The organism is Colwellia sp. 6_MG-2023, from assembly GCF_030547765.1.
In the GTDB taxonomy this organism is placed as follows: Bacteria; Pseudomonadota; Gammaproteobacteria; order Enterobacterales; family Alteromonadaceae; genus Colwellia.
The window spans coordinates 162,046-183,645 of sequence record NZ_JAUOPP010000004.1 but is presented as its reverse complement, the minus strand read 5'-3'; the positions used below and the strand labels follow the sequence as shown (position 1 = coordinate 183,645).

The following is a 21,600-nucleotide window of genomic DNA, read 5'->3' as shown; positions in this document are numbered from 1 at the left end:
ATCTTAAAATTACGGCAATGGTGGAAAACTGAGTGTAAATATTGCAAAAGAGCACGTTTGCTTTTGCTGTGGTTTATCTTAATGTTGATAGTCGACTATTATTGGTTCCATTTATTATTTTAGTATTCGTTTACACGTTAATAACCCATAGGATAAAACATGAATACTTCTGCAGGACTAAAGTGGATTGACTCATTAGAAATTGCGCTTGATTTAATTGAGCTCTATCCTGATGTAGACCCACTAACATTAAATTTTACGGATCTTCGTCAATGGGTGCTTGATCTTGAGCGTTTTAATGATGATCCTGCGCACTGTGGGGAACGTGTACTTGAAGCTATTCAATTAGCTTGGATAGATGAAGCTGATTAATTAAGTGGGCTAGTGCAGTGAGCTTAAGCTGAAGTAGTAAGCCGTATAGTATTATCAGTTATTCCACCATGAGCATTTTCATCGCTTATGACATATTTATCATACTTTCCTGTTCAATATTTTATTGGCATACAGTGGCAATCGCTTTTTAAGCGTTTGCTGTCACTCATCATTTTATTGATTTCCTTTGATTGTACACTTTATATTGTTGAGCACAGTAAATTTCCACTACTCGGTAATATAAGAAGAATAAGCACAGGGCTAGTTTAATTTACTCATTATTTATTGTCATCTATGCCAAGCTAAAAATATTCTATATGCTGCAATCAATATCATTTTAGTGTATTTTCAGTATTCATAAAAATAATGCTTTATATCTTAAGCCTTCACACGGTAAAATTTGAATTTAATAAGTATAAACATCAACATAAACCTCAACATAAGCAGTAAGTGAAATGACTCAAAGTAAGCGCTCTTTATATATCCCCTATGCAGGCCCAACATTATTAGAAACACCGCTATTAAATAAAGGCAGTGCTTTTGATCCACAAGAACGTATAAACTTTAATTTAACTGGTTTATTACCGCCGCGCTTTGAAACCATAGATGAGCAAGTTGCTAGAGCGTATCGACAGTATTGTTCTTTCCATACTAATATTAATAAACATATATACCTGCGTGCTATACATGATAATAATGAAACATTATTTTTTAAATTAGTACAAAATCATTTAGCAGAAATGATGCCTATTATATATACACCAACGGTTGGTGACGCTTGTGAACAATTTTCAGATATTTATCGGAGCTCACGTGGTTTATTTATTTCTTATGATGATAGATATCAAATTGATGATATTTTAAGAAATGCGACTAAAAACAAAGTAAAAATAATTGTGGTTACTGATGGAGAGCGAATTTTAGGCTTAGGTGATCAAGGTATTGGCGGAATGGGTATTCCAATTGGTAAACTCTCTTTATATACCGCCTGTGGAGGGATTAGTCCGGCCTACACTTTACCTGTCATGTTAGATGTTGGTACCAATAATCAAAAACTATTAGACGACCCTATGTATATGGGAGCACGTCATAAACGTATTGGTCAAACTGAGTATGATGAGTTTTTATCGTTATTTATAGATGCAGTGAAACGTCGTTGGCCTCAGGTTCTTTTGCAATTTGAAGATTTTGCACAACCGAATGCAATGCCGCTTTTAAGCCGATACCGTGATCAAATATGTTGTTTTAATGATGATATACAAGGTACAGCCTCAGTAACCGTAGGGACTTTACTCGCGGCTTGTCGAAGTAAAGGTGTTAAGTTGTCACAACTTAATGTTGCTTTTGTTGGGGCAGGATCTGCTGGATGTGGTATTGCCGAACAAATTATCAGTCAAATGATCACTGAAGGTATTTCACCATTAGAAGCAAGAAGCCAAGTATATATGGTCGATAGGTTTGGTTTGTTAACGCAAGGTATGGATAACTTACGTGATTTTCAGCAGAAATTAGTGCAGAGTAAAGTTGCTATTGAGCAATGGGATATTGAGGGTGAGTATGCCACGCTTTTAGAAGTGGTGCATGGTGCTAAACCCGATATTTTAATAGGTGTATCAGGACAGGCAGGTTTATTTAGCGAAGAAGTCATTAAAGCGATGAAACAGCACTGTAATAAACCTATTATTTTCCCGTTAAGTAACCCGTCAAGACAAGTTGAAGCAACACCAAGCCAAGTGATTAATTGGACTAATGGCGAAGTTATCATTGCAACAGGTAGTCCTTTTGATCCTGTCGAATATCAAGGCGAGATTTTTCCTGTAGCTCAATGTAACAATAGTTATATTTTTCCTGGTATCGGTTTAGGGGTTGTTTCTGCGAAAATTAGTAGAATTACGGATAAAATGTTGCAAGTAGCCAGTGAAACTTTGGCAGCTGCTTCACCGTTAGCGAACACAGGTAAAGGTGAATTATTACCACCGTTAACTCAAATAGCTCAGTTAAGTAAAGAGATTGCTTTTGCCATTGCTAAAGTTGCTTATGAGCAAGACTTAGCGCTTGAATTATCTGATGCTGATTTATTGGCAAAAATAGAGCAAAACTTTTGGAACCCTGAGTATCGTCAATATAAGCGTATTAGCTTGTAAGTGAAAAAGGTTAGAACTTGGCAGCTAGTGGTCTACTGCCAAGTGACTTCTAAGGTAAAGATATAACCAGCACCGTAAACTGTTTTTATGATTTTTGGATGTTTATGATCTTGCTCTATCTTCTTTCTTAATCTCGACATTCTTACGTCTATACTACGATCAAAAGAGGTTGCATCAAGGCTCAGTAAACGCTCTCGTGATAATATCTGTCGAGGTGCTTTAAGCAATATCATCAATATTTCAGCTTCTGCGGCGCTTAACATAAAGCTATCGCCCTTATTATTTTCTAAAGTAAGGGTTGATTGTTCAAAGGTCCAGTCACCAAAGCTGGCGGTTTGCAATGTTGTCTCAGGTAATTCACTTACAACAAGTCGACGAATAATGCTGTTTACCCGCGCTACTAACTCTCGTGGATCAAAAGGTTTACCAATATAATCATCTGCGCCTAATTCTAAGCCTAATACTTTATCGGGTAAGCTATTGCGACCGGATAAAATTATCACGCCAATTTTTTTATTATCGAATAGTTCTTTTACTAATGATAAGCCATCCATATCAGGTAAACCAAGGTCAATAATACAGAGCGAAGGTAACTGTTTTCTGATCGCTAATAAGGCTTCTTTTCCAGTACAAAATGCTTGGGTTTTAAAGTTATAACGTTCAAGCTCTTGGCAAACTAAGCTACATATCTCAGGTTCATCATCAATAACATAAATTAATGGTTTGGTGTTCACAAGTGTCATTACCTCGATGCTTTTTATTGTAATGCTTGAAATAATTTATTTGCCACAAAGGGCTTTTTTAACAAAATCGGTATGTCTTTATTTGGCTCAGTTGCTGGGTGAAAATAGCCACTCATCAGAACAATTTTACAGCTAGGTGAGCGAGTTTTTAACAGCGTAGCTAGTTCAAAGCCATCTTTATTGCCCGGCATACTAATATCTGAAACCATACCGTATAAATCATCAATAGTATCAATTAGCTGCTCAGCTTCGTCGCTGTCATTTGCCTCGATAACGTTTAGCCCAAATGCTATTAACTGCTTCCTAATTATAGCACGAACATCATTATCATCTTCGACTAATAAAACAAGCTTATTGGAAAAGTCTGTTGTTATGACGTTTTCATTATCGTCATGGAGAGAGGCAGATGACAGCTTGTCGTCTTGCTGATGAATTAGTAAGGGTAATAAGAGTGATATTTTAGCACCGCTAACTTTTTGATTAGCAATGCGTATATAACCTTTTGATTGTTTAATAAAGCCAAAAACAGTACTTAGGCCAAGACCAGAGCCTTGGTGCGTTTCTTTAGAGGTAAAAAAAGGTTCGAATGCTTTATTTATTGCTTGTTCCGAAAAACCAGAGCCATCATCTGTAATGGTAACTTCAACGTAATCAGCAAAAGTAACTTCTTCATCAAATTGTAAAGGATGCTCTACTGTTTTTTTATTGACTGTTATTGTTATATCACCACCGTTTGGCATAGCATCTTTGGCATTTAATACTAAATTAATTAAGCAATTTTCTAGTTGGTTAGCATCGACATAGACATGCAAATTATTATCTAAATAATGAGTCTTTATGGTAATTTTACTAGGTAATGATCCTTTTAACAGCGTAATGGTTTCATCAATCAGTACGGTAATATCCACTTTACAAGGGCGTAAATACTGTCGTCTTGAAAAAGAGAGTAAACGGTTAGTAATGTCGCTCCCCTTACGTGACGCTTTTATTGCGGGCAGTAAATGCTGTAATAATGCTTCATTTTGTTCATTATCTTGCTTAGCAGCATGTAGATTACCTAAAATAATAGTAAGTATATTATTAAAATCGTGAGCTAAGCCTCCTGCAAGCTGTCCTATTGCATTAATGTGTTGTACTTGGGCTAGTTGTTTTTGTGCTTGTTGGCTTTCACTCATAGCTTGCTGAAGTTGTGCGTTGGTGGTGGATAGGGTTTGGGTGCGTGAGGCTACTTTTAAGTCTAACATCTCGATGTTTTCACGCATTTGTAGCACCATATCGTCAAACGCTTTACCCAAAATGCCTAATTCATCTTTGCGTGATATACCACTGGTGACATTTAAGTCACCTTGACTTACTTTTCTGGCAATTAATGCGAGAGTGTTAATTGGTTTTGTTATCCAGGAAGAAAAAAGGAGCGCTAAAAAAATAGCACACATAAAGGTAATAAAGCCCATGGTTAAAATGCGTTGGCTTAGAAGTTTACCGCTACTTTGCAATTCATCGATATAAACAGAAGAGCAAATATACCAGCCTAACTCAGGTAAATGACGTACTAACGATATTTTATTATGGCTGTAATTATTTGCGTCAGTAGGCTTGTCCCATTTATATTCAAGTTCTTTTCCTGTATCGGCTACAGATATAAGCTCTTGTAAAATATATTTACCATTATGGGTGTTTTTAAGTTTTACTGCGTTGGTACCATTAATGTTGGGATTAGGGTGGTATAGCATATTGCCTTGTTCATCAAAAATGAAAAGATAGCCGGTTTTCGCTATCACACTTTTTTTTATTATTTGTTGCAGTCTGTCTACTACTTCTTTTTTAGGGGGCTTTAAATCTAATTGCATATTGCTGGCTAATTCAAAAATATTATTTAATACCAGACGACTCGCATTTTTTTCAATTTGGTATACTTCTTTATTAATTAAGGGGACTGAATACCAATAAATGCCAACAAACAACAGCAGTAAGGTAGCGGTGATGGCAGAAAAAAAAGTACGGGATAATTTTTGCTTAAGAAACATTCGTCACCTGTATTTACCGAGTTTTTAAATCGGACAATGGAAGCTACAAAATACTATAAAAAAAGGGCTGGCGTGAAGCCAGCCCAAAATAGTAGCGGAAGGACGGTTGGGTAGCTACTATTGGATAAAGACTTTCTTATTACCTATTCGCCTGCTCACGTAAAATAAATTTTTGTATTTTACCTGTTGACGTTTTCGGTAACTCACCAAAGATAATCGTCTTTGGTGTTTTGAAGTGTGCCATATTATCGCGACAAAAAGTTACTATTTCTTGCTCTGTTATCGCTATATTCGGTATTGGTGTAATGAATGCGCAAGGCGTTTCTCCCCATCTATCATCTTTCTTGGCTACCACGGCAACTTCTTGCACTTTAGGGTGACGATATAAGATGTCTTCTACCTCGACGCTTGAAATGTTTTCACCCCCCGAAATAATGACATCTTTTGAGCGATCTTTTATTTCAATATATCCGTCACTGTGCCATACCGCTATATCGCCAGAGTGGAGCCAACCACCTTTGAAAGCAGATTGAGTTGTGGAAGGATTTTTTAAGTAACCTTTCATTACCAAGTTACCGCGCATAAATATTTCTCCAACAGATTTACCATCTTTAGGCATCGGTACTAAAGTGTCAGGGTCTGCTACCATCAGTTGATCAAGCATGGGAGAGCGAACTCCTTGGCGAGATTTCAACTTAGCTTGTTGTTCAGTGCTTTTATCATTCCATTCATCATGCCACGCACAAACAACAGAAGGGCCGTATGTTTCAGTTAACCCATAAGTATGTGTGACTTTAAAGCCCGAAGCTTCTATTCCTTCAATCACGGAAGCCGGTGGTGGCGCACCAGCCGTCATTACTTTCACTGTATGGTTAATGTCGGATTTTAATGAATCATCCGCGCTATTTAGCATATTTAATACAATAGGCGCTCCACAGAAATAGCCGACTTGTTCGGTTTTAATTAACTCAAATATAGGCTCTGCTCGTACATGCCGTAAACTAATACTAGTGCCGGCGGTTGCAGCTATCGACCAAGGAAAGCACCAGCCATTACAATGAAACATAGGTAGCGTCCATAAGTACACTGGGTGTTCGCCCATATTCCATGAAATAACATTGCTCACCGCATTAAGATAGGCACCACGGTAGTGATAAACAACCCCTTTAGGATCACCTGTTGTGCCTGAAGTATAATTTAACGAGATTGCATCCCACTCATTGTTAGGTCGTATTGCTTCAAAAGTATTGTCGCCTTCTTCAAGTAATTGATCATAGGTTAACTCGCCAATCAATTGACCTTCATGAAAGTTAGGATCATCAATATCGATCACTAGCGGTTTATGCGGAATCATACGTAATGCTTTTTTGACCAACGAGCTAAACTCCTTGTCGGTAATTAATACTTTGGTTTCGGCATGTGTCAGTATAAAAGCAATTGCTTCAGCGTCTAGGCGTGTATTGATCGAATTAAGCACAGCGCCACACATTGGTACCCCGAAATGTACTTCAAAATGTTCACTAATGTTTGGTGCTATAACCGATACAGTATCACCTCGGCCAATACCACGTTTTGATAACGCACTTGCAAAACGTGTACATCGTTGAAAAACCTCTAGCCATGAATGGCGAATGTCGGCGTTAACGGTTGCTGTTTTATTTGGATAAACAAAGGCTGCTCTTTCTAAAAAAGCAACGGGGCTTAGTGCTGTATAGTTAGCTTCGCTAGGCTCTAAATATTGTTCAAAAATGTTTGCTGTAGTCATTTGTCTGTTCCCCTATTGCTAAGTGTTACTCTTTGGTTTGCTTATTTCTTCCTGCGTTTCGTCAGAAAAAATAATATTGTCTTTACTGTGATGTTTTCCCATAAGCTTCGGGCGCTCAATAAGAAAATATAATACGATGCCGATACACACCGCATACATAGTAGATTTAGGATCTGGCATGGCTAAAGTAACGGCAACAATACCGGCAACGCCTCGTTCGGTTGAATTTTTTAGTTGTTCCATGCCAACCATGATACAAATATAGGCTGTGAGTACTAAGGTTAAAGAGAGTGCTATCGGTAAAACAGGTTTAAATAATGTCACTAGAGGTAATGCCAATAGTGCTAATAAGCCGCTTATCCAAAACGTACCACCGCCACTGTAAATTGATTCCATCGATTTACGTCCCATAGCGTAACGCTCTGCAACTGTTGCATGTGCAGCTGTCCATACTGGCCCTGCTAAACCTGGCCATGGCGCAAAAAACGCATGTAACGCATTTCGAATAGCTGTAACCAAATGGACACGATCAACATTCTCTTCAATTTTTTCATCATCACGTAAGTGATCAACACGTTTAACTAAGGTAAAGCCAACAAGAATGTCGCCAAAAGCGATAACGTAAGCAATGATAGCGGTTGGAATAGCGAGTAAGAATATTTCCCAATCTGGGTAACCAACAGTAAAGGGGAGGTATTGCCACATTAAGCTAAAATCTGGGCTTGTAATGCCCCATTCTATTTCAGGTAACGGATATTCACCTACAAGCCAACCAATAATCATGGCAATGATCATTCCTGGAACCATACCAAAGTTGGCAATTCTTCGGGCGAGGGCATTTTCATTAATGACATTTTTAAAAGATAACGAAAATAATATATAAGCTGAAATGATAGAGCCTACAATTAATGAGATGGGGGGTGGTATCGATACGGCCACCTATCTTTAATTCTCCCATCATAGCCGCCATACCGGCACCAATGATTACGCCGCACTTGAGAGAATTAGGAATTATATTAACTAAAGTGGAGCCTAGGCGAGTGATGCCCAAAATAAGAAAAATGATTGTCACTTCAATTTGTAATGCAAATAATGCTCTTATCGCTTCAGGGCCAGGTTCAAAACCTTTTAAATAAAGTAATACCACTGGAATAGCTGGTGTTATCCAGCCAGGAACGAGTGGTACACCAAGTAAGCCTGGTAAGATATAGCCAATACCAGCAATAAAAGTAAAAGCTAAAGCGGCTTCATAAGGCATACCTAAATAACTTTCCAGTAAAGGGATCATTGCCAAGCCAACAACGAACATAAAAAAACCTTGTATCATTTCTGGCAATTCCCAGCGGTAATGTACAAAAGGTAATCTAATTTTAAATGGTCCTGCTGGCCAATATGGTTGCTCTTCCCCGTGAATTCTTTTAATTAGTTGCATCAAAATTCCTATTATTGTTTTTTATTTTGATGCGCAGTGAACTATGAAACTATTGCTGAATTTTTTCGACAATGTGACCAAATGTAACAAGCTAAAATGTTATTTGCTTAGCTAAATAGCCTAATTGTTTTTATTTTTATTAAGGATAAATTTTTCCGGTACTGACAGGCTTGGGATACAGCTTGTTTTATGTGCTTTTTTATTTGCATTTAAATACCAAGATAAAAAATGGGGCATATTTTCTGTCTTTACCTTACTTACGACTAAAGGACCAAAAAAAATTAAACATTTTAGTCGGTCTAAATAATTATTAACGAGTTAATATAGGAATTTACCGTGACTTGGTTTATAATCGCGCCAAAATTTGTAGGTGTCAGTCTATTGTGCCGATATCTATTTAATTACACTAAAATTTAAATCTATTAAAAGGGCTTATCATGGCTATCGAACGTACTTTTTCTATCGTAAAACCAGACGCAGTTGCTAAAAACTATATTGGTCAAATCTACAATCGTTTTGAAACTGCAGGTCTAAAAATTGTTGCTTCAAAAATGTTACACCTAAGCAAAGAGAAAGCTGAAGGCTTCTACGCAGAACATAGCGAACGTCCTTTCTTTGGCGCTTTAGTTGAGTTTATGACTTCTGGTCCTGTAATGGTTCAAGTTTTAGAAGGCGAAAACGCTGTTCTTAAAAACCGTGAAATCATGGGTGCTACTAACCCTGCTGAAGCTTTAGCTGGTACTATCCGTGCTGATCTTGCTGATAGCATTGATGAAAATGCTGCTCACGGTAGTGATGCATTAGAGTCTGCAGCACGTGAAATTGCTTACTTCTTCACTGAAGAAGAGATCTGCCCACGTACTCGTTAATTCATTTTTAATTTTAGCAAAATCAATGTATTTATTTTCGGCTTTACGCTCGTATTAACATACGCATGGTGAAGTCTATTAATATTGAGTTTGTTTTCTTGATTAAATAATGAATTAAATTAGAAAGGATTTTACTGAGTAATCAGTAAAATCCTTTTGTGTTTTATCTTTACGGTAAAATTGCGGGTTTCGCGTGAAAAGCGTACAATTCGTAACCTTGTTTTATCTTTTTTCTGTTTTAGTATAAATTGTGAGAGTTTGTTGTATGAGCGACCCTATCGTGAAAGAAAGCGCCAAAGAAAATACCAAAGTAAATTTATTGAATTTGGACCATCAAGGGCTACGTGAATATTTTGCCTCAATTGGCGAAAAACCTTTTCGAGCAGATCAAATAATGAAATGGATTTACCATTTTGGTTATTCTGACTTTGAACAAATGACCAATATAAATAAAAAACTGAGAGAAAAGCTACAACGAAATTGTATTATAAAATCCCCTGAAATTTCTCAAAAACAAGTTTCTAGCGATGGCACTATCAAATATGCGCTTGTGTTAGAAGGCGGTCAAGAAATTGAAACCGTATGGATCCCTGAAAATGATCGTGCTACTTTATGTGTATCATCACAAGTAGGCTGCGCCCTTGAATGTACTTTTTGTTCTACAGCACAACAAGGCTTCAATCGTAATTTATCGATGGCCGAAATTATTGGTCAAGTTTGGCGTGTTGCAAATGATATTGGCGCAACGCGTATTACAGGAAAGCGCCCGATTACGAATATTGTTATGATGGGAATGGGCGAACCGTTACTTAACATGAAGAACCTTATTCCTGCGCTTGATACTATGCTTAATGATTTAGGCTATGGACTTTCCAAACGTAGAGTTACGGTAAGTACCTCGGGTGTTGTACCTGCGCTAGATATGCTTAAAGAAAAAATTGACTGTGCATTAGCTATTTCAGTACATGCCCCAGACAATACCTTACGTGATGAATTGGTGCCAATTAACAAGAAGTACCCATTAGAAGAGTTTATATCTGCGGCCGCTCGTTATATTGAAGGCTCAAAAGCTAACAAACAAGCAACTATTGAATATGTGATGCTTGATCATGTTAATGACTCAACAGAGCAAGCGCATGCTTTGGCACGAGTGTTAAAGGATCTACCGAGCAAAATTAACCTTATTCCTTTTAATCATTACCCTGGTTCTCCTTATAAGCGTCCAAGTAATTCACGTATAGATAGGTTTGATAAAGTACTACAAAGCTATGGTTTAACTGTGATAACGAGAAGACCTCGTGGTGAAGATATTGATGCGGCTTGTGGGCAGTTAGCTGGCGATGTGTTAGACCGAACAAAACGTACTCAAGAGTTGCAAGATGTTCAAATAGAAAAAAAACAAGCTAAAGCTGACGAAATCTCGGTAAAGATAGTCTGAACGCGTTACTATCAAACTTTACTAACATAACAACTAATGAAGTAACTTCACTATATTATGGATAAACATTTGATTAGCAAAAAAGCCGTTATCGCAATTCTGATATTGCTTCCTGCTTTCTTATCAGGTTGCGTAACACAGAACTACGAAAATGATGATACACCTGTGGTCCAAAACCAAGCTAATACGGATGATATGGCTGCAACACGTATTTCGTTAGGTTTAGGTTATCTGAAAATGGGTAATATGCCCCAAGCTAAGCAGAATTTAGAAAAAGCAAAAAACTTTGCTCCTAATATGGTGCAAGTATATACCGCATTTGCGCATTATTATGAAACGGTTGGTGAGCATAAGTTAACCATTTCATCCTATGAAAAGGCATTATCAATAAAAAGTGATGATGCTGATACGCTAAATAACTATGGTGTTTATCTTTGTAGGCAAGATCGGATTGAAGAAGCTGAAAAACAGTTTTTAAAAGCAATTGCCGTACCTAGTTACCTTTTAGTGGCTAAAAGTTATGAAAATTTATCATCATGTTTTTTACAAAATGATGATTTTATTAAAGCTGAAATGTATTTACAAAAAGCAATTTTACACAGCCCTAGTAGCTCATCGATATTATTCCAAATGATACGATTGCAATATGCTATGGGAGACTATAAGCAAGCTAAATCATTTAATCAGCGTTTCGAAAAAGTCACCCGTCGTTTTACTGCTCAGTTTTTAGCCTTGTCTTATAAAGTGCACTATAAACTTGGTGAGCGAAGCACGGCAAAAAATTACGGCACTATGTTAGTAAAAATGTTTCCTCAATCATGGGAAGCACAACAATATTTACTTAATGAGTTAGCATCGATAGAAGCGGATAATCTGGCTAAAAGATATGCAGCCTTAAAAGCAGCTAATATGCTGAATAAGTCTAAGAAACGTATAGTAAAGTTGTCACCTAAAAAAAATGAAAAAAGTGGGACTCAAACACCGCAACAAGTTGTTGCTGAAAAAGAAGTTAATAGAGTACACTTATCTGCACTTACCCCAAATCGGGTAAAAGAATTAAAAACCGCAGAAAATCCTGTTGTCATTCAGGAAGAACCAAAGTCTGCAACACCAGAGCAGTCTAAAAAGTTGCCAAGTTTCCATGTCGTTGAAAAAGGCGATACTTTGTATAGTATTTCAATGAAATATAATATAAAAATTGAAACGTTGCGTCTATGGAATAATATTAGTGAAAAACTTTATATTAAAGATATAATTTTTTTGGAAGATCCAAAGTTGGTAAATCAGTAGATGAGTGAAAAAATAATAGACGCAGTTGATAATAATCAACTTGATGAACTTAATGAAGATATGGAAATGATTGGTCCAGGCCAAATATTGAGTGAAGCAAGAGAAAAAGCATCGTTTACTGTGGAGTATGTTGCTAATACCTTGAATTTTAAGGTTAAGTTAGTAGAGAGTATTGAGCGAGATATATTCGATAATAAATTACCAGCCACTTATAATCGCGGTTACCTGCGAAGTTATGCCAAACTTGTTAATGTTGATGTAAGTGAAGTACTCAGTGCTTATGACATGCTTGGCGTTGCCGAAGTTCAGCGAAGTGAAATGCAAAGTTTTTCTAACTTAACCGAGAAACAAGCAGAGCATAGTCGGATAATGTGGCTGAGTTACATTATTGCTGCGATTTTGTTTGGTTTAATGATAATGTGGTGGTTACAAGAGCCAAAGCAGGGCGTAGACGAAAATATTGTTAATGAAAGCCTTGTCACAATTCCTACTAGCGAAACAGTTAATCAAGACGGTAATATTGAAGAGAGTAATGCTGATAAAGCGAGTGCTGAATTAAATGATGCGTCGAAAAGTGACTCAGTACCAAACGATATTATAGAAATCATCTCCGAAGATGAAAGTATCCCGCAAGAAAATACAGATTCGATTATAAACAATCCAAGCCCCGTAGAAACTCAAGTTAGCACAGTAGAGGATACCACTTCAGAAGAGTTAACTAATACTGCTCCTGTATTAGCGCTTGATGAAAACCTTGAAGAAAGTGTCGCAATCGACACCGCTATGTTTACTTTCTCAGGTGATTGTTGGGTTAATATTTTTGATGCAAATGGCGATCGTATTGCTTGGGGGGTTAAAAAATCCGGTTATGTAATGACGGTTACAGGTCAAGCACCGTTAAAGATTACTTTGGGGAAACCCGAATTAGCTGAGATTGAATTTAATGGTCAGGCTGTCGACTTGTCTGAGTTTAATGCGGGTAATATTGCTAAATTTACCTTACCGCTAACGTTATAAATTGTTTGTTAGATAAGTTTAAAATATGTTTAAAGAATCACCTATTATTCGCCGGAAATCACGTCAAATTATGGTAGGCAATGTACCTGTTGGTGGCGATGCACCAATAACTGTACAGTCTATGACTAATACTGAAACGACTGATGTTGCTGCTACCGTAGCTCAGATAAAATCGCTTGAAGCTGTCGGGGCCGATATTGTCCGGGTTAGTGTGCCAACCATGGATGCAGCTGAAGCCTTTCGTGAAATAAAAAAACAAGTGAATGTGCCACTCGTGACAGATATTCACTTTGATTATAGAATTGCATTAAAAGTTGCTGAATATGGCGCAGACTGCCTACGTATTAATCCTGGGAATATAGGTCGAGAAGATCGTGTTCGTAGTGTTGTAGAGTGTGCCCGTGATAATAATATACCAATTCGTATTGGTGTAAATGGCGGCTCTTTAGAAAAAGATATCCAAGAAAAGTACACTGAGCCAACACCTGAAGCACTACTTGAATCGGCCATGCGACATGTCGATATTCTAGACCGACTTAACTTTGATCAGTTTAAAGTGAGTGTTAAGGCTTCAGACGTATTCCTCGCGGTTGAGTCATATAAATTATTAGCTAAACAAATTGATAACCCACTACACCTAGGCATTACTGAAGCTGGCGGTTTACGCTCGGGCTCAGTAAAATCGTCAGTTGGCTTAGGTTTATTATTAGCACAAGGTATCGGTGATACTTTACGTATTTCCTTAGCTGCTGATCCTATTGAAGAGATTAAAGTGGGATTTGATATTTTAAAATCCTTAAAACTACGCAGTAGAGGTATTAATTTAATTGCATGCCCTAGCTGTTCTCGTCAAGAGTTTGATGTAGTTGCTACTGTGAATGCTTTAGAGCAACGTATTGAAGATATTATGACTCCGATGGATGTTTCTATAATCGGCTGTATTGTTAATGGCCCCGGTGAAGCAATGGTATCTGACTTAGGATTAACAGGCAGTAGTAAGAAAAGTGGTTATTATCTTGATGGTATTCGCCAAAAAGAACGCTTTGATAATGGCAACTTAGTTGATCAATTAGAGCAACGTATTCGCGCTAAAGCGAAAGCAATGGATGAACGTTTAGCTCAAAATAATCAAATTGATTTTAAAGCGCTCGATTAAGAGTGTTATTCTTCGATTTGAGAATGAGTATATATTCGAGATTATATATTCGCTATAATGCGCGCTGCGTAAAATTAATGTTTTTTTAAGAATAAAGAGAGATACGATAAGTGGCTAAAAATAAAGCGCTACAAGCAGTTAGAGGTATGAACGATTGCTTGCCAAGTGAAACGAATGTTTGGCAAATGGTAGAGGATATACTGCGCAGAGTCGCGAGTAATTACGGTTTTGCTGAAATTCGTATGCCAATTGTTGAATCAACAGCACTATTTAAACGCTCTATTGGTGAAGTAACCGATATAGTTGAAAAAGAAATGTACACCTTTGAAGACCGTAATGGCGACAGCCTGACACTACGTCCTGAAGGAACAGCAAGTTGTATACGTGCAGCAAATCAACATGGACTTTTATATAACCAAGAGCAACGCTTATGGTATATGGGGCCGATGTTTCGACATGAAAGACCACAAAAAGGGCGTTACCGTCAATTTCATCAATTTGGTCTGGAAGCGTTTGGTATTGCCACTCCTGATATTGACGCAGAAATTATTTTACTAACTTCTCGCTTATGGCGGGAACTTGGCATCAATGAATTTGTCACACTAGAGTTGAATTCATTAGGTAGCAATGACGAACGAGCGAATTATAGAGATGCATTAGTTAGTTATTTAACTGAACGTGAAGAGTTATTAGATGATGACTCGAAACGTCGCATGCACACGAATCCATTAAGAGTATTAGATAGTAAAAATCCGCAAGTGCAAGAAGCGTTGGCTGATGCACCTAAATTATCTGATTATTTTGGCGAAGAAACGCAGGCACATTTTGACAGCCTTTGCCAAAGATTAGATGCAGCCGGTATTAACTATGTATTGAATGAGCGTTTAGTGCGTGGATTAGATTATTATAATCGTACCGTTTTCGAATGGGTTACCACAAGTTTAGGCGCTCAGGGTACTATTTGTGCCGGTGGACGTTATGATGGTTTAGTAGAACAATTAGGTGGTAAAGCAACACCAGGTTTTGGTTTTGCATTAGGTATTGAACGCTTAGTATTAATGTTAACTAATACAGAAGTTGCCGCTAATGCTCGGCCACAAGTCGATGCATATGTCGTTATTTTAGGTGATGATGCGCAAATTAAAGCAAATGAGCTTGCTGAGCAATGGCGTGATCAAGTGCCAAATATTCGTTTGCAATGTCATTGTGGTGGCGGCAATATGAAGAAACAATTGAAGCGCGCTGATAAATCAGGTGCTCAAATCGCGTTAATTTTAGGTGAAGATGAAATAGCACAACAAAGTGTTATGGTTAAATATTTACGCGGACAACAAGAACAACAAAACGTGGATTTTGAAAAAATTCCTAGTTTGTTAAGTGATCTAATTTAAAAGTTTTAGTCAAGGTGATGTAGTGGAAATTTATCAAACAGAAGAGCAACAAGTAGAAGCTATTAAAGGCTATTGGGAAAAGAACGGCAATATGATTATTGTCGGTATTGCCCTTGGTTTTGCTGGCTTTATTGGTTTTAACTTTTATAAAGATGGCAAGCTTGAAGATGAGCTAGCAACTTCTGATAGCTATCAAGCATTAATGGAAGAAAGCACTAAAGATAAGGCTGCATTTACAGAAAATGCGACAAAATTTATTAGTGAAAATTCAGCCACAAGCTATGCATCGTTAACTGCTTTAGCATTAGCGAAAGAGGCGGCAGAGCAAAAAGATTGGCAAAGTGCTCAAACTCAACTGTCAATCGCAGTGGATAAAGCACCAAGTGATGGTATCAAAGGTATTGCAAGTGTACGTTTGGCGCGTGTGCAAATTCAACAAGAGCAGTTTGATCAAGCTTTAGCAACCTTAAGTAAGCCTATCCCTGAGTCTTTTACAGCAGCTGTTGAAGAAATAAAGGGCGATATTTATTTATTACAAAATAAAACAGAATTAGCACTTAATGCTTATCAACTTGCTATTGCTTCTGATGGTTTAGCTACGAGTCCAAATTTACAAATGAAAGTAGATGATTTAGCGACAACCGTTAATTTAACCACTACAGTTCCTGTTGCTAAGTAAAATAAGGTCATTTAATGCTTTTTTCTAAAAAACAAACAAGTAATGGTTTACTCGGTAAATACGCAAAAGTATTTTCTGTGTTTTTGCTCTCTAGCACTTTATTTGCATGCTCTTCTACTGATGAAGATACCAGTGATTTACCTGCCGAGTTAACAGAGATCGAACAAAGTTTTGAACCTAACGTGTTATGGGAAGAAAGTGTTGGTGACGGAAGTGGTGATTACTTTTCACGCCTTAAACCTGTGGTTGCCTATGGCAAAGTCTATAGTGCGAGTCGTGAGGGTGATGTTATTGCTTTCGATCCTAAAACAGGTAAAGAGCTTTGGGAAACTGATTTAAGTGATATTAATAACGAGCGCAGTTTTTGGGATAGTAGAGTCCCAGCGCTACTTTCTGGTGGCCCAGCCGCAGGTTTAGATAAAATTTTTATTGGTAGTGAAAATGGTAAAGTATACGCCTTAGATGCACTAACCGGTAAAGTGTTGTGGGATGCTAATATCAAAGGTGAGGTTATTAATACGCCTGCTGTTGATTCTGGTGTTGTGATTGTTAATACATCTTCAGGTATTTTAAAAGCCTTAAACTCTGATACGGGTGAAGAATTATGGAAAGTGGAGCAAGATGTACCAGCATTAACATTACGTGGTATTAGCGCACCAGTTATTGCTTCTGGTGGAGTATTAATTGGCACCAGTAAAGGTGGTGTAAGTGTTTACTTGTTAGATAATGGTCAACAAGGTTGGTCTACAGAAATAGGTGAAGCAACTGGCTCTACAGAGCTTGAGCGTGTTGTTGATGTTGATTCAACGCCGGTGATTTTTGGTGATAAAGTCTATGCTATATCATCTCGAGGTAACCTAGCAGCAATTGAACTTCAAAGTGGTAGATTACTTTGGAAGCGTCAATATTCATCTTACCGTCAATTGTCTATTTACCGTAATACTATTTTCTTAACAAACTTGCGTGGCCATGTTTATGCTATTGATCGAATTAATGGCATTGAACGTTGGAGTAACTTAGATCTTGAAAACCGTGGTGTAACCGGACCAGCATTCATTGATGACTATGTTATTGTTGGTGATTTTGAAGGTTACTTACATTGGTTAAATCAGGAAACAGGTAAAATTGTTGCTCGTCATAAAGTTGATAGCAGTGGCTTTAACACTTCACCAACAGTATTTGATAATATCTTGTACACTCAATCACGAGATGGTGATTTGCAAGCCATTGAAACACCAAAGATTATAAAGCCGAGCGAGTAAATCAGCTTTAACTAAGCAATCTATTTTAATTAAAGTAGGGTTGTTTATATGTATACGCGGCTCCGGTGCTTTTGCATGTGGGGCCGTTATTTGTTTTTACGCTCTTAGTTTTAATTAGATCGAATCTACTAAAGCTAAGTGACTATTTTTGAATTTTGAGGTTTTCATGCTTCCAGTCGTTGCCCTTGTCGGGCGTCCCAATGTTGGTAAATCAACATTATTTAATCGCTTAACGCGTTCTAGAAATGCTTTGGTTGCAGATTACCCCGGTTTAACCCGAGATCGTCAATACGGTAAAGCTGAAGTTGAAGAGCATCCTTTCATTGTTATTGATACCGGCGGTATTCATGGTGATGAAGAAGGAATTGATGCACTAATGGCTGAGCAGTCATTAATGGCAGTAGAAGAAGCTGATGCTGTATTGTTTTTAGTTGATGCGCGTGCCGGTTTAACATCTGCAGATTATGGTATTGCTGATTATCTACGTAAAAAAGATAAAAAAATATTTTTAGTGGCTAATAAAGTTGATGGTATCGATGCTGACTCTGCTGTAGCAGAGTTTTATGCCTTAAGTTTAGGTGAAGAAGTTCATAAAATTGCCGCTGCTCACGGCCGAGGAGTGACTCAATTATTAACATTGGCACTTACCCCACATATTGAAGAATTAGGTCAACCTAAAGCTGATGGCACAGAGAATGATGAATTTGACAGTTATGCTGATGATGAGTTCGATGTTGAGTTAACAGAAGAAGAACTAGCAAAGCAGGTTGAAGATGCGCCTAAAGAACACGATACCATTAAACTCGCTATTATTGGTAAACCGAACGTAGGTAAGTCGACACTTACTAACCGTATACTCGGTGAAGAACGTGTGGTTGTTTATGATATGCCTGGCACAACACGTGATAGTGTTTATATTCCGATGGAGCATAATGGCCGTCAATATACATTAATTGATACTGCGGGTATTCGCCGTCGTAAAAATGTAACTGACGTCGTTGAAAAGTTTTCAGTAATAAAAACATTACGTGCGATCGAAGATTCTAATGTCTGTTTACTTATTATTGATGCGCGTGAAGGTATTACCGATCAAGATTTAAGTCTGTTAGGCTTTATTTTAGAATCAGGTCGTTCGTTAGTGCTAGCGGTAAATAAATGGGATGGGTTAGACGATCACGTTAAAGATCGTATTAAAACTGAATTAGATCGTCGTTTAGGTTTTATTGATTTTGCTAAAATTCATTTTATTTCCGCATTACATGGTACCGGTGTTGGTCATTTATATGAATCAGTTGAAGAAGCCTTTATTAGTGCGACGAAGCGAATTTCTACAGCGATGGTAACTAAAATTCTTGATATGGCAGTGTTTGATCATCAACCACCAATGCATAATGGTCGTCGTATTAAGTTAAAGTATGCTCATGCCGGTGGCTATAATCCGCCTATTATCGTGATTCATGGAAATTTAGCGAAAAAATTACCAAGTTCATATCGTCGTTATTTAATGAATTATTACCGTAAATCTCTAAAAATAATGGGGACACCTATTCGCATTGAATTTAGAGATACAACAAATCCATTTGCAGGTAAGAAAAAACTTACTTTTACCGAGCAAAAGAAAATGGCTAGAGCGACTCAAGGTTATAATAAAGATAACAAATAATGAGTTAAATAAGGGCGGTTTTCTTTTTTGAAAACCGCCCTTGTTAATACATAATTTAAGAGTTTACTTAAGAATAGTTATCCATTTTCATTGCTTTTAATTTATTCTTTGACTAGGGTGATTAGATACACTAAAAAAATTCACATTTATGTCTAACAAACCTTCAAATATTGATACCAGTACTCGTTTAGATCGGAATTTAGCATTACTTCATGCTGGTTCGACGGTTAATATTGATATTTCTACGCCTGCAGGGCAACGTGCTAAATTTAGAACAACTTTTATTGGTTATCTTCCAGGAAAATATGTATTAATACAATTTCCTGAATCGAGTAAACTTGGAAAGTTTTCTCAGCATATAGTACAAGGTACTGCTGTTACTGTGAGGGGGCTAATTGAAGGTCATGAAGGTGTTGTGGTTGCTTTTCTTAGTACTATTAAACAAACCTTACAAATGCCATCTCGTATTATGGTGTTAGACTTTCCCCGAACAGTGGGTTTACAAAACCTGCGCTCATCTATTCGCATAGAAACCCAAATCCCCGCTAAAGTCAAAATAGATGAAGATTATTGGCAAGCAACGATAGAAAATTTATCTAGCAAAGGTTGTCAGTTAAATATTATGAATGGTGAGAAGTTGGTTTTATCTGATAAAAAAGATATTCAAATTGTCATCGAAGAAGAACAAGCCTTAGATAATTTTAAGTTAAATGGCTCTGTGTGTAATTTGAAACAGCATAATGACGGTATTACTTTTGGGGTAAAATTTGAGGAGAAAAGTGAGGAACAAGTTCGTCAATTATTATTAACCACAATGACCTCATAACACTAACAGCAGAGCTCTTTTAAAATAAAACACACTTTCTTTAAGTGATTTATTTTGTTTAAGCTCATTCGCTTAACTTTTCCCTTCAATTACCTTAGCTTTAATTATACCGTCAGAAATTTGTACACTTATTTCATCGTTAACAGATATTTGTTTAACCGAACTAATCACTTTATCCTCAGTATCTCGAACTACACCGTAGCCTCTGGCAATAGTCGCTAATGGGCTGACCAATTGTAGTTGCTCAATTAAATGCACAAACAACTCACTTTTATGTTGCACATTATTTTGTTGGGCATTAATGAGGCGCTGTTTTAACTGCGTTACTATTGTTTGGTATTCCACTAATTTTCTATTGGGTGATAAACGATTAAGTCGTTGCGCTAATTGCTGTGGTTGTTGCTTAGTTTGTAGCAATATTCGTTTAATTACTTGAGTTAAGCGCAAGTTAAGCTCGTCAGACTTTTGTTGGTGTATTCGCAATTGTTGCTCTGGGTGGGCTTGTGTCAATCTATGCTGTGTATGGCTCAACTTTTGAATTAACACGTTATTATTTCTGGTAATCGCGTTATTTAATCGTAATGTTAGCATAGTGATTTTTTTCATTAGTTCATCACTATCACTTGAAACTAACTCGGCTGCGGCAGAAGGCGTTGGGGCACGTAAATCAGCGACATAATCGCTCAAGGTAGTATCGACTTCATGACCAACTGCACTAATGGTAGGAATTACGGAATCATAAATAGCTTGTACCACTATTTCTTCATTGAAAGGCCAAAGATCTTCTAACGATCCACCTCCGCGCCCAACAATAAGTACATCGCACTCTTGTCGACTATTTGCTTGTGCAATTGCGTGGCAAATATCATTACTGGCATATTGCCCTTGTACTAACGCGGGATATATTGTCACTTGAATATTTGGGTTACGGCGTTTCAATACGGTAAGAATATCTTTTACCGCAGCCCCTGTGGGGGAGGTAACAATACCAACCCGTTGAATAGTCGTTGGAATTTGTTGCTTATGGGCTTGAGAGAATATGCCAAGGGCATTTAACTTATTTTTTAATTGTTCATATTGTTGGCGTAATAAACCTTCACCGGCATCATCAAGCTGTTCAATAATAAGCTGAAAGTCACCTCTAGGTTCGTACAAAGAAACTTTGGCACGCACTAACACTTGTTGTCCATTGCGTGGCTTAGCATTGTTAGCAAGGCGAACTCTTTGGTTGTTGCCTTTAAACATAGCACAACGGACTTGTGATTTATTATCTTTTAATGATAAATACCAGTGACCAGAGCTAGCGGCGACAAAATTAGATATTTCCCCAGTTAACCACACGGTATTTAATTCACTTTCTAGAATAAAACGTACTTTGCGTGTGAGTTCACTGACTTGAAGGATATGTTGTGCTGGCATAACTAATTAATTGCTAATAGTGTAGAACTGGTTTGAATGACAGTATATCTCGATGGAATTTATTTAGGGCATTTTTTTTCTTTATATTGCATAAAATAATAATGGTT

The 21,600-nt window shown here is 37.3% G+C and carries 18 protein-coding genes; 12 read left to right on the top strand and 6 right to left on the bottom strand.

What is annotated here, in order from left to right:
* Positions 1–159 precede the first annotated feature (159 nt).
* Together iscX and Q4503_RS04415 are read left to right on the top strand one after the other, a co-directional pair.
* Positions 160–372: a Fe-S cluster assembly protein IscX gene (iscX, locus tag Q4503_RS04420; RefSeq protein WP_215972318.1), complete on the top strand. Its 213-nt coding sequence runs from the start codon at positions 160–162 to the stop codon at positions 370–372.
* Between the two features lie 455 nt (positions 373–827).
* Positions 828–2,516, top strand: coding sequence for an NAD-dependent malic enzyme (locus tag Q4503_RS04415; RefSeq protein ID WP_215972319.1), 1,689 nt, complete (start codon positions 828–830; stop codon positions 2,514–2,516).
* Between the two features lie 32 nt (positions 2,517–2,548).
* Here Q4503_RS04415 and Q4503_RS04410 read toward each other — a convergent pair whose 3' ends face one another.
* The 5 genes from Q4503_RS04410 to Q4503_RS04390 form a co-directional block, all read right to left on the bottom strand.
* On the bottom strand, positions 2,549–3,259 hold the full coding sequence (locus Q4503_RS04410; RefSeq protein ID WP_303601485.1) for a response regulator transcription factor: 711 nt from the start codon (positions 3,257–3,259) through the stop codon (positions 2,549–2,551).
* Positions 3,260–3,273: 14 nt separating this feature from the next.
* Entirely contained in the window at positions 3,274–5,286 is a 2,013-nt protein-coding gene (locus Q4503_RS04405; RefSeq protein ID WP_303601484.1) for a cache domain-containing protein, read from the bottom strand.
* A 139-nt stretch (positions 5,287–5,425) separates the two neighbouring features.
* The gene (locus Q4503_RS04400) at positions 5,426–7,051 is read right to left on the bottom strand and encodes an acyl-CoA synthetase (protein ID WP_303601483.1); all 1,626 of its coding nucleotides are present in this window, start codon (positions 7,049–7,051) and stop codon (positions 5,426–5,428) included.
* A gap of 18 nt (positions 7,052–7,069) precedes the next feature.
* A complete protein-coding gene (locus tag Q4503_RS04395; RefSeq protein WP_303601482.1) occupies positions 7,070–7,990 on the bottom strand; it encodes a hypothetical protein in 921 nt (306 codons plus the stop codon).
* Entirely contained in the window at positions 7,908–8,483 is a 576-nt protein-coding gene (locus Q4503_RS04390; RefSeq protein ID WP_303601481.1) for a hypothetical protein, read from the bottom strand. Before Q4503_RS04390 ends, Q4503_RS04395 begins: the two co-directional genes overlap by 83 nt.
* 437 nt (positions 8,484–8,920) lie before the next feature.
* On the opposite strand from Q4503_RS04390, the gene ndk reads away from it, so the two are divergent.
* The 10 genes from ndk (at position 8,921) to Q4503_RS04340 (ending at position 20,074) form a co-directional block, all read left to right on the top strand.
* On the top strand, positions 8,921–9,352 hold the full coding sequence (gene ndk, locus Q4503_RS04385) for a nucleoside-diphosphate kinase (protein ID WP_215972324.1): 432 nt from the start codon (positions 8,921–8,923) through the stop codon (positions 9,350–9,352).
* 265 nt (positions 9,353–9,617) lie between these two features.
* The gene (locus Q4503_RS04380) at positions 9,618–10,790 is read left to right on the top strand and encodes a bifunctional tRNA (adenosine(37)-C2)-methyltransferase TrmG/ribosomal RNA large subunit methyltransferase RlmN (protein ID WP_215972325.1); all 1,173 of its coding nucleotides are present in this window, start codon (positions 9,618–9,620) and stop codon (positions 10,788–10,790) included.
* Between the two features lie 69 nt (positions 10,791–10,859).
* Positions 10,860–12,080, top strand: coding sequence for a type IV pilus biogenesis/stability protein PilW (gene pilW, locus Q4503_RS04375; protein WP_303601480.1), 1,221 nt, complete (start codon positions 10,860–10,862; stop codon positions 12,078–12,080).
* Complete coding sequence (locus tag Q4503_RS04370; protein ID WP_303601479.1) at positions 12,081–13,097, top strand: RodZ domain-containing protein; 1,017 nt, start codon at positions 12,081–12,083, stop codon at positions 13,095–13,097.
* Between the two features lie 25 nt (positions 13,098–13,122).
* The gene (gene ispG, locus Q4503_RS04365; RefSeq protein ID WP_303601478.1) at positions 13,123–14,253 is read left to right on the top strand and encodes a flavodoxin-dependent (E)-4-hydroxy-3-methylbut-2-enyl-diphosphate synthase; all 1,131 of its coding nucleotides are present in this window, start codon (positions 13,123–13,125) and stop codon (positions 14,251–14,253) included.
* Positions 14,254–14,363: 110 nt separating this feature from the next.
* On the top strand, positions 14,364–15,644 hold the full coding sequence (hisS, locus tag Q4503_RS04360; protein WP_303495276.1) for a histidine--tRNA ligase: 1,281 nt from the start codon (positions 14,364–14,366) through the stop codon (positions 15,642–15,644).
* 22 nt (positions 15,645–15,666) lie between these two features.
* Positions 15,667–16,323 (top strand): tetratricopeptide repeat protein, encoded by a 657-nt coding sequence (locus tag Q4503_RS04355; protein WP_303601477.1) that lies wholly within the window; start codon positions 15,667–15,669, stop codon positions 16,321–16,323.
* A 14-nt stretch (positions 16,324–16,337) separates the two neighbouring features.
* The gene (gene bamB, locus Q4503_RS04350; protein WP_215972330.1) at positions 16,338–17,585 is read left to right on the top strand and encodes an outer membrane protein assembly factor BamB; all 1,248 of its coding nucleotides are present in this window, start codon (positions 16,338–16,340) and stop codon (positions 17,583–17,585) included.
* Between the two features lie 166 nt (positions 17,586–17,751).
* The gene (gene der, locus Q4503_RS04345; RefSeq protein WP_215972331.1) at positions 17,752–19,248 is read left to right on the top strand and encodes a ribosome biogenesis GTPase Der; all 1,497 of its coding nucleotides are present in this window, start codon (positions 17,752–17,754) and stop codon (positions 19,246–19,248) included.
* A 148-nt stretch (positions 19,249–19,396) separates the two neighbouring features.
* On the top strand, positions 19,397–20,074 hold the full coding sequence (locus tag Q4503_RS04340) for a PilZ domain-containing protein (RefSeq protein WP_215972332.1): 678 nt from the start codon (positions 19,397–19,399) through the stop codon (positions 20,072–20,074).
* A 72-nt stretch (positions 20,075–20,146) separates the two neighbouring features.
* Here the strand turns inward: Q4503_RS04340 and xseA are convergent, their stop codons facing one another.
* Positions 20,147–21,493, bottom strand: a complete 1,347-nt coding sequence (xseA, locus tag Q4503_RS04335) for an exodeoxyribonuclease VII large subunit (RefSeq protein ID WP_303601476.1) — start codon at positions 21,491–21,493, stop codon at positions 20,147–20,149.
* Between the last annotated feature and the right edge of the window lie 107 nt (positions 21,494–21,600).

Bases quoted from the DNA above. Each gene is read 5' to 3' on its own strand.
- iscX (WP_215972318.1), top strand. From the start codon at position 160: ATGAATACTTCTGCAGGACTAAAGTGGATTGACTCATTAGAAATTGCG.
- Q4503_RS04415 (WP_215972319.1), top strand. From the start codon at position 828: ATGACTCAAAGTAAGCGCTCTTTATATATCCCCTATGCAGGCCCAACA.
- Q4503_RS04410 (WP_303601485.1), bottom strand. From the start codon at position 3,259: ATGACACTTGTGAACACCAAACCATTAATTTATGTTATTGATGATGAA.
- Q4503_RS04405 (WP_303601484.1), bottom strand. From the start codon at position 5,286: ATGTTTCTTAAGCAAAAATTATCCCGTACTTTTTTTTCTGCCATCACC.
- Q4503_RS04400 (WP_303601483.1), bottom strand. From the start codon at position 7,051: ATGACTACAGCAAACATTTTTGAACAATATTTAGAGCCTAGCGAAGCT.
- Q4503_RS04390 (WP_303601481.1), bottom strand. From the start codon at position 8,483: ATGCAACTAATTAAAAGAATTCACGGGGAAGAGCAACCATATTGGCCA.
- ndk (WP_215972324.1), top strand. From the start codon at position 8,921: ATGGCTATCGAACGTACTTTTTCTATCGTAAAACCAGACGCAGTTGCT.
- Q4503_RS04380 (WP_215972325.1), top strand. From the start codon at position 9,618: ATGAGCGACCCTATCGTGAAAGAAAGCGCCAAAGAAAATACCAAAGTA.
- Q4503_RS04370 (WP_303601479.1), top strand. From the start codon at position 12,081: ATGAGTGAAAAAATAATAGACGCAGTTGATAATAATCAACTTGATGAA.
- ispG (WP_303601478.1), top strand. From the start codon at position 13,123: ATGTTTAAAGAATCACCTATTATTCGCCGGAAATCACGTCAAATTATG.
- bamB (WP_215972330.1), top strand. From the start codon at position 16,338: ATGCTTTTTTCTAAAAAACAAACAAGTAATGGTTTACTCGGTAAATAC.
- der (WP_215972331.1), top strand. From the start codon at position 17,752: ATGCTTCCAGTCGTTGCCCTTGTCGGGCGTCCCAATGTTGGTAAATCA.
- Q4503_RS04340 (WP_215972332.1), top strand. From the start codon at position 19,397: ATGTCTAACAAACCTTCAAATATTGATACCAGTACTCGTTTAGATCGG.
- xseA (WP_303601476.1), bottom strand. From the start codon at position 21,493: ATGCCAGCACAACATATCCTTCAAGTCAGTGAACTCACACGCAAAGTA.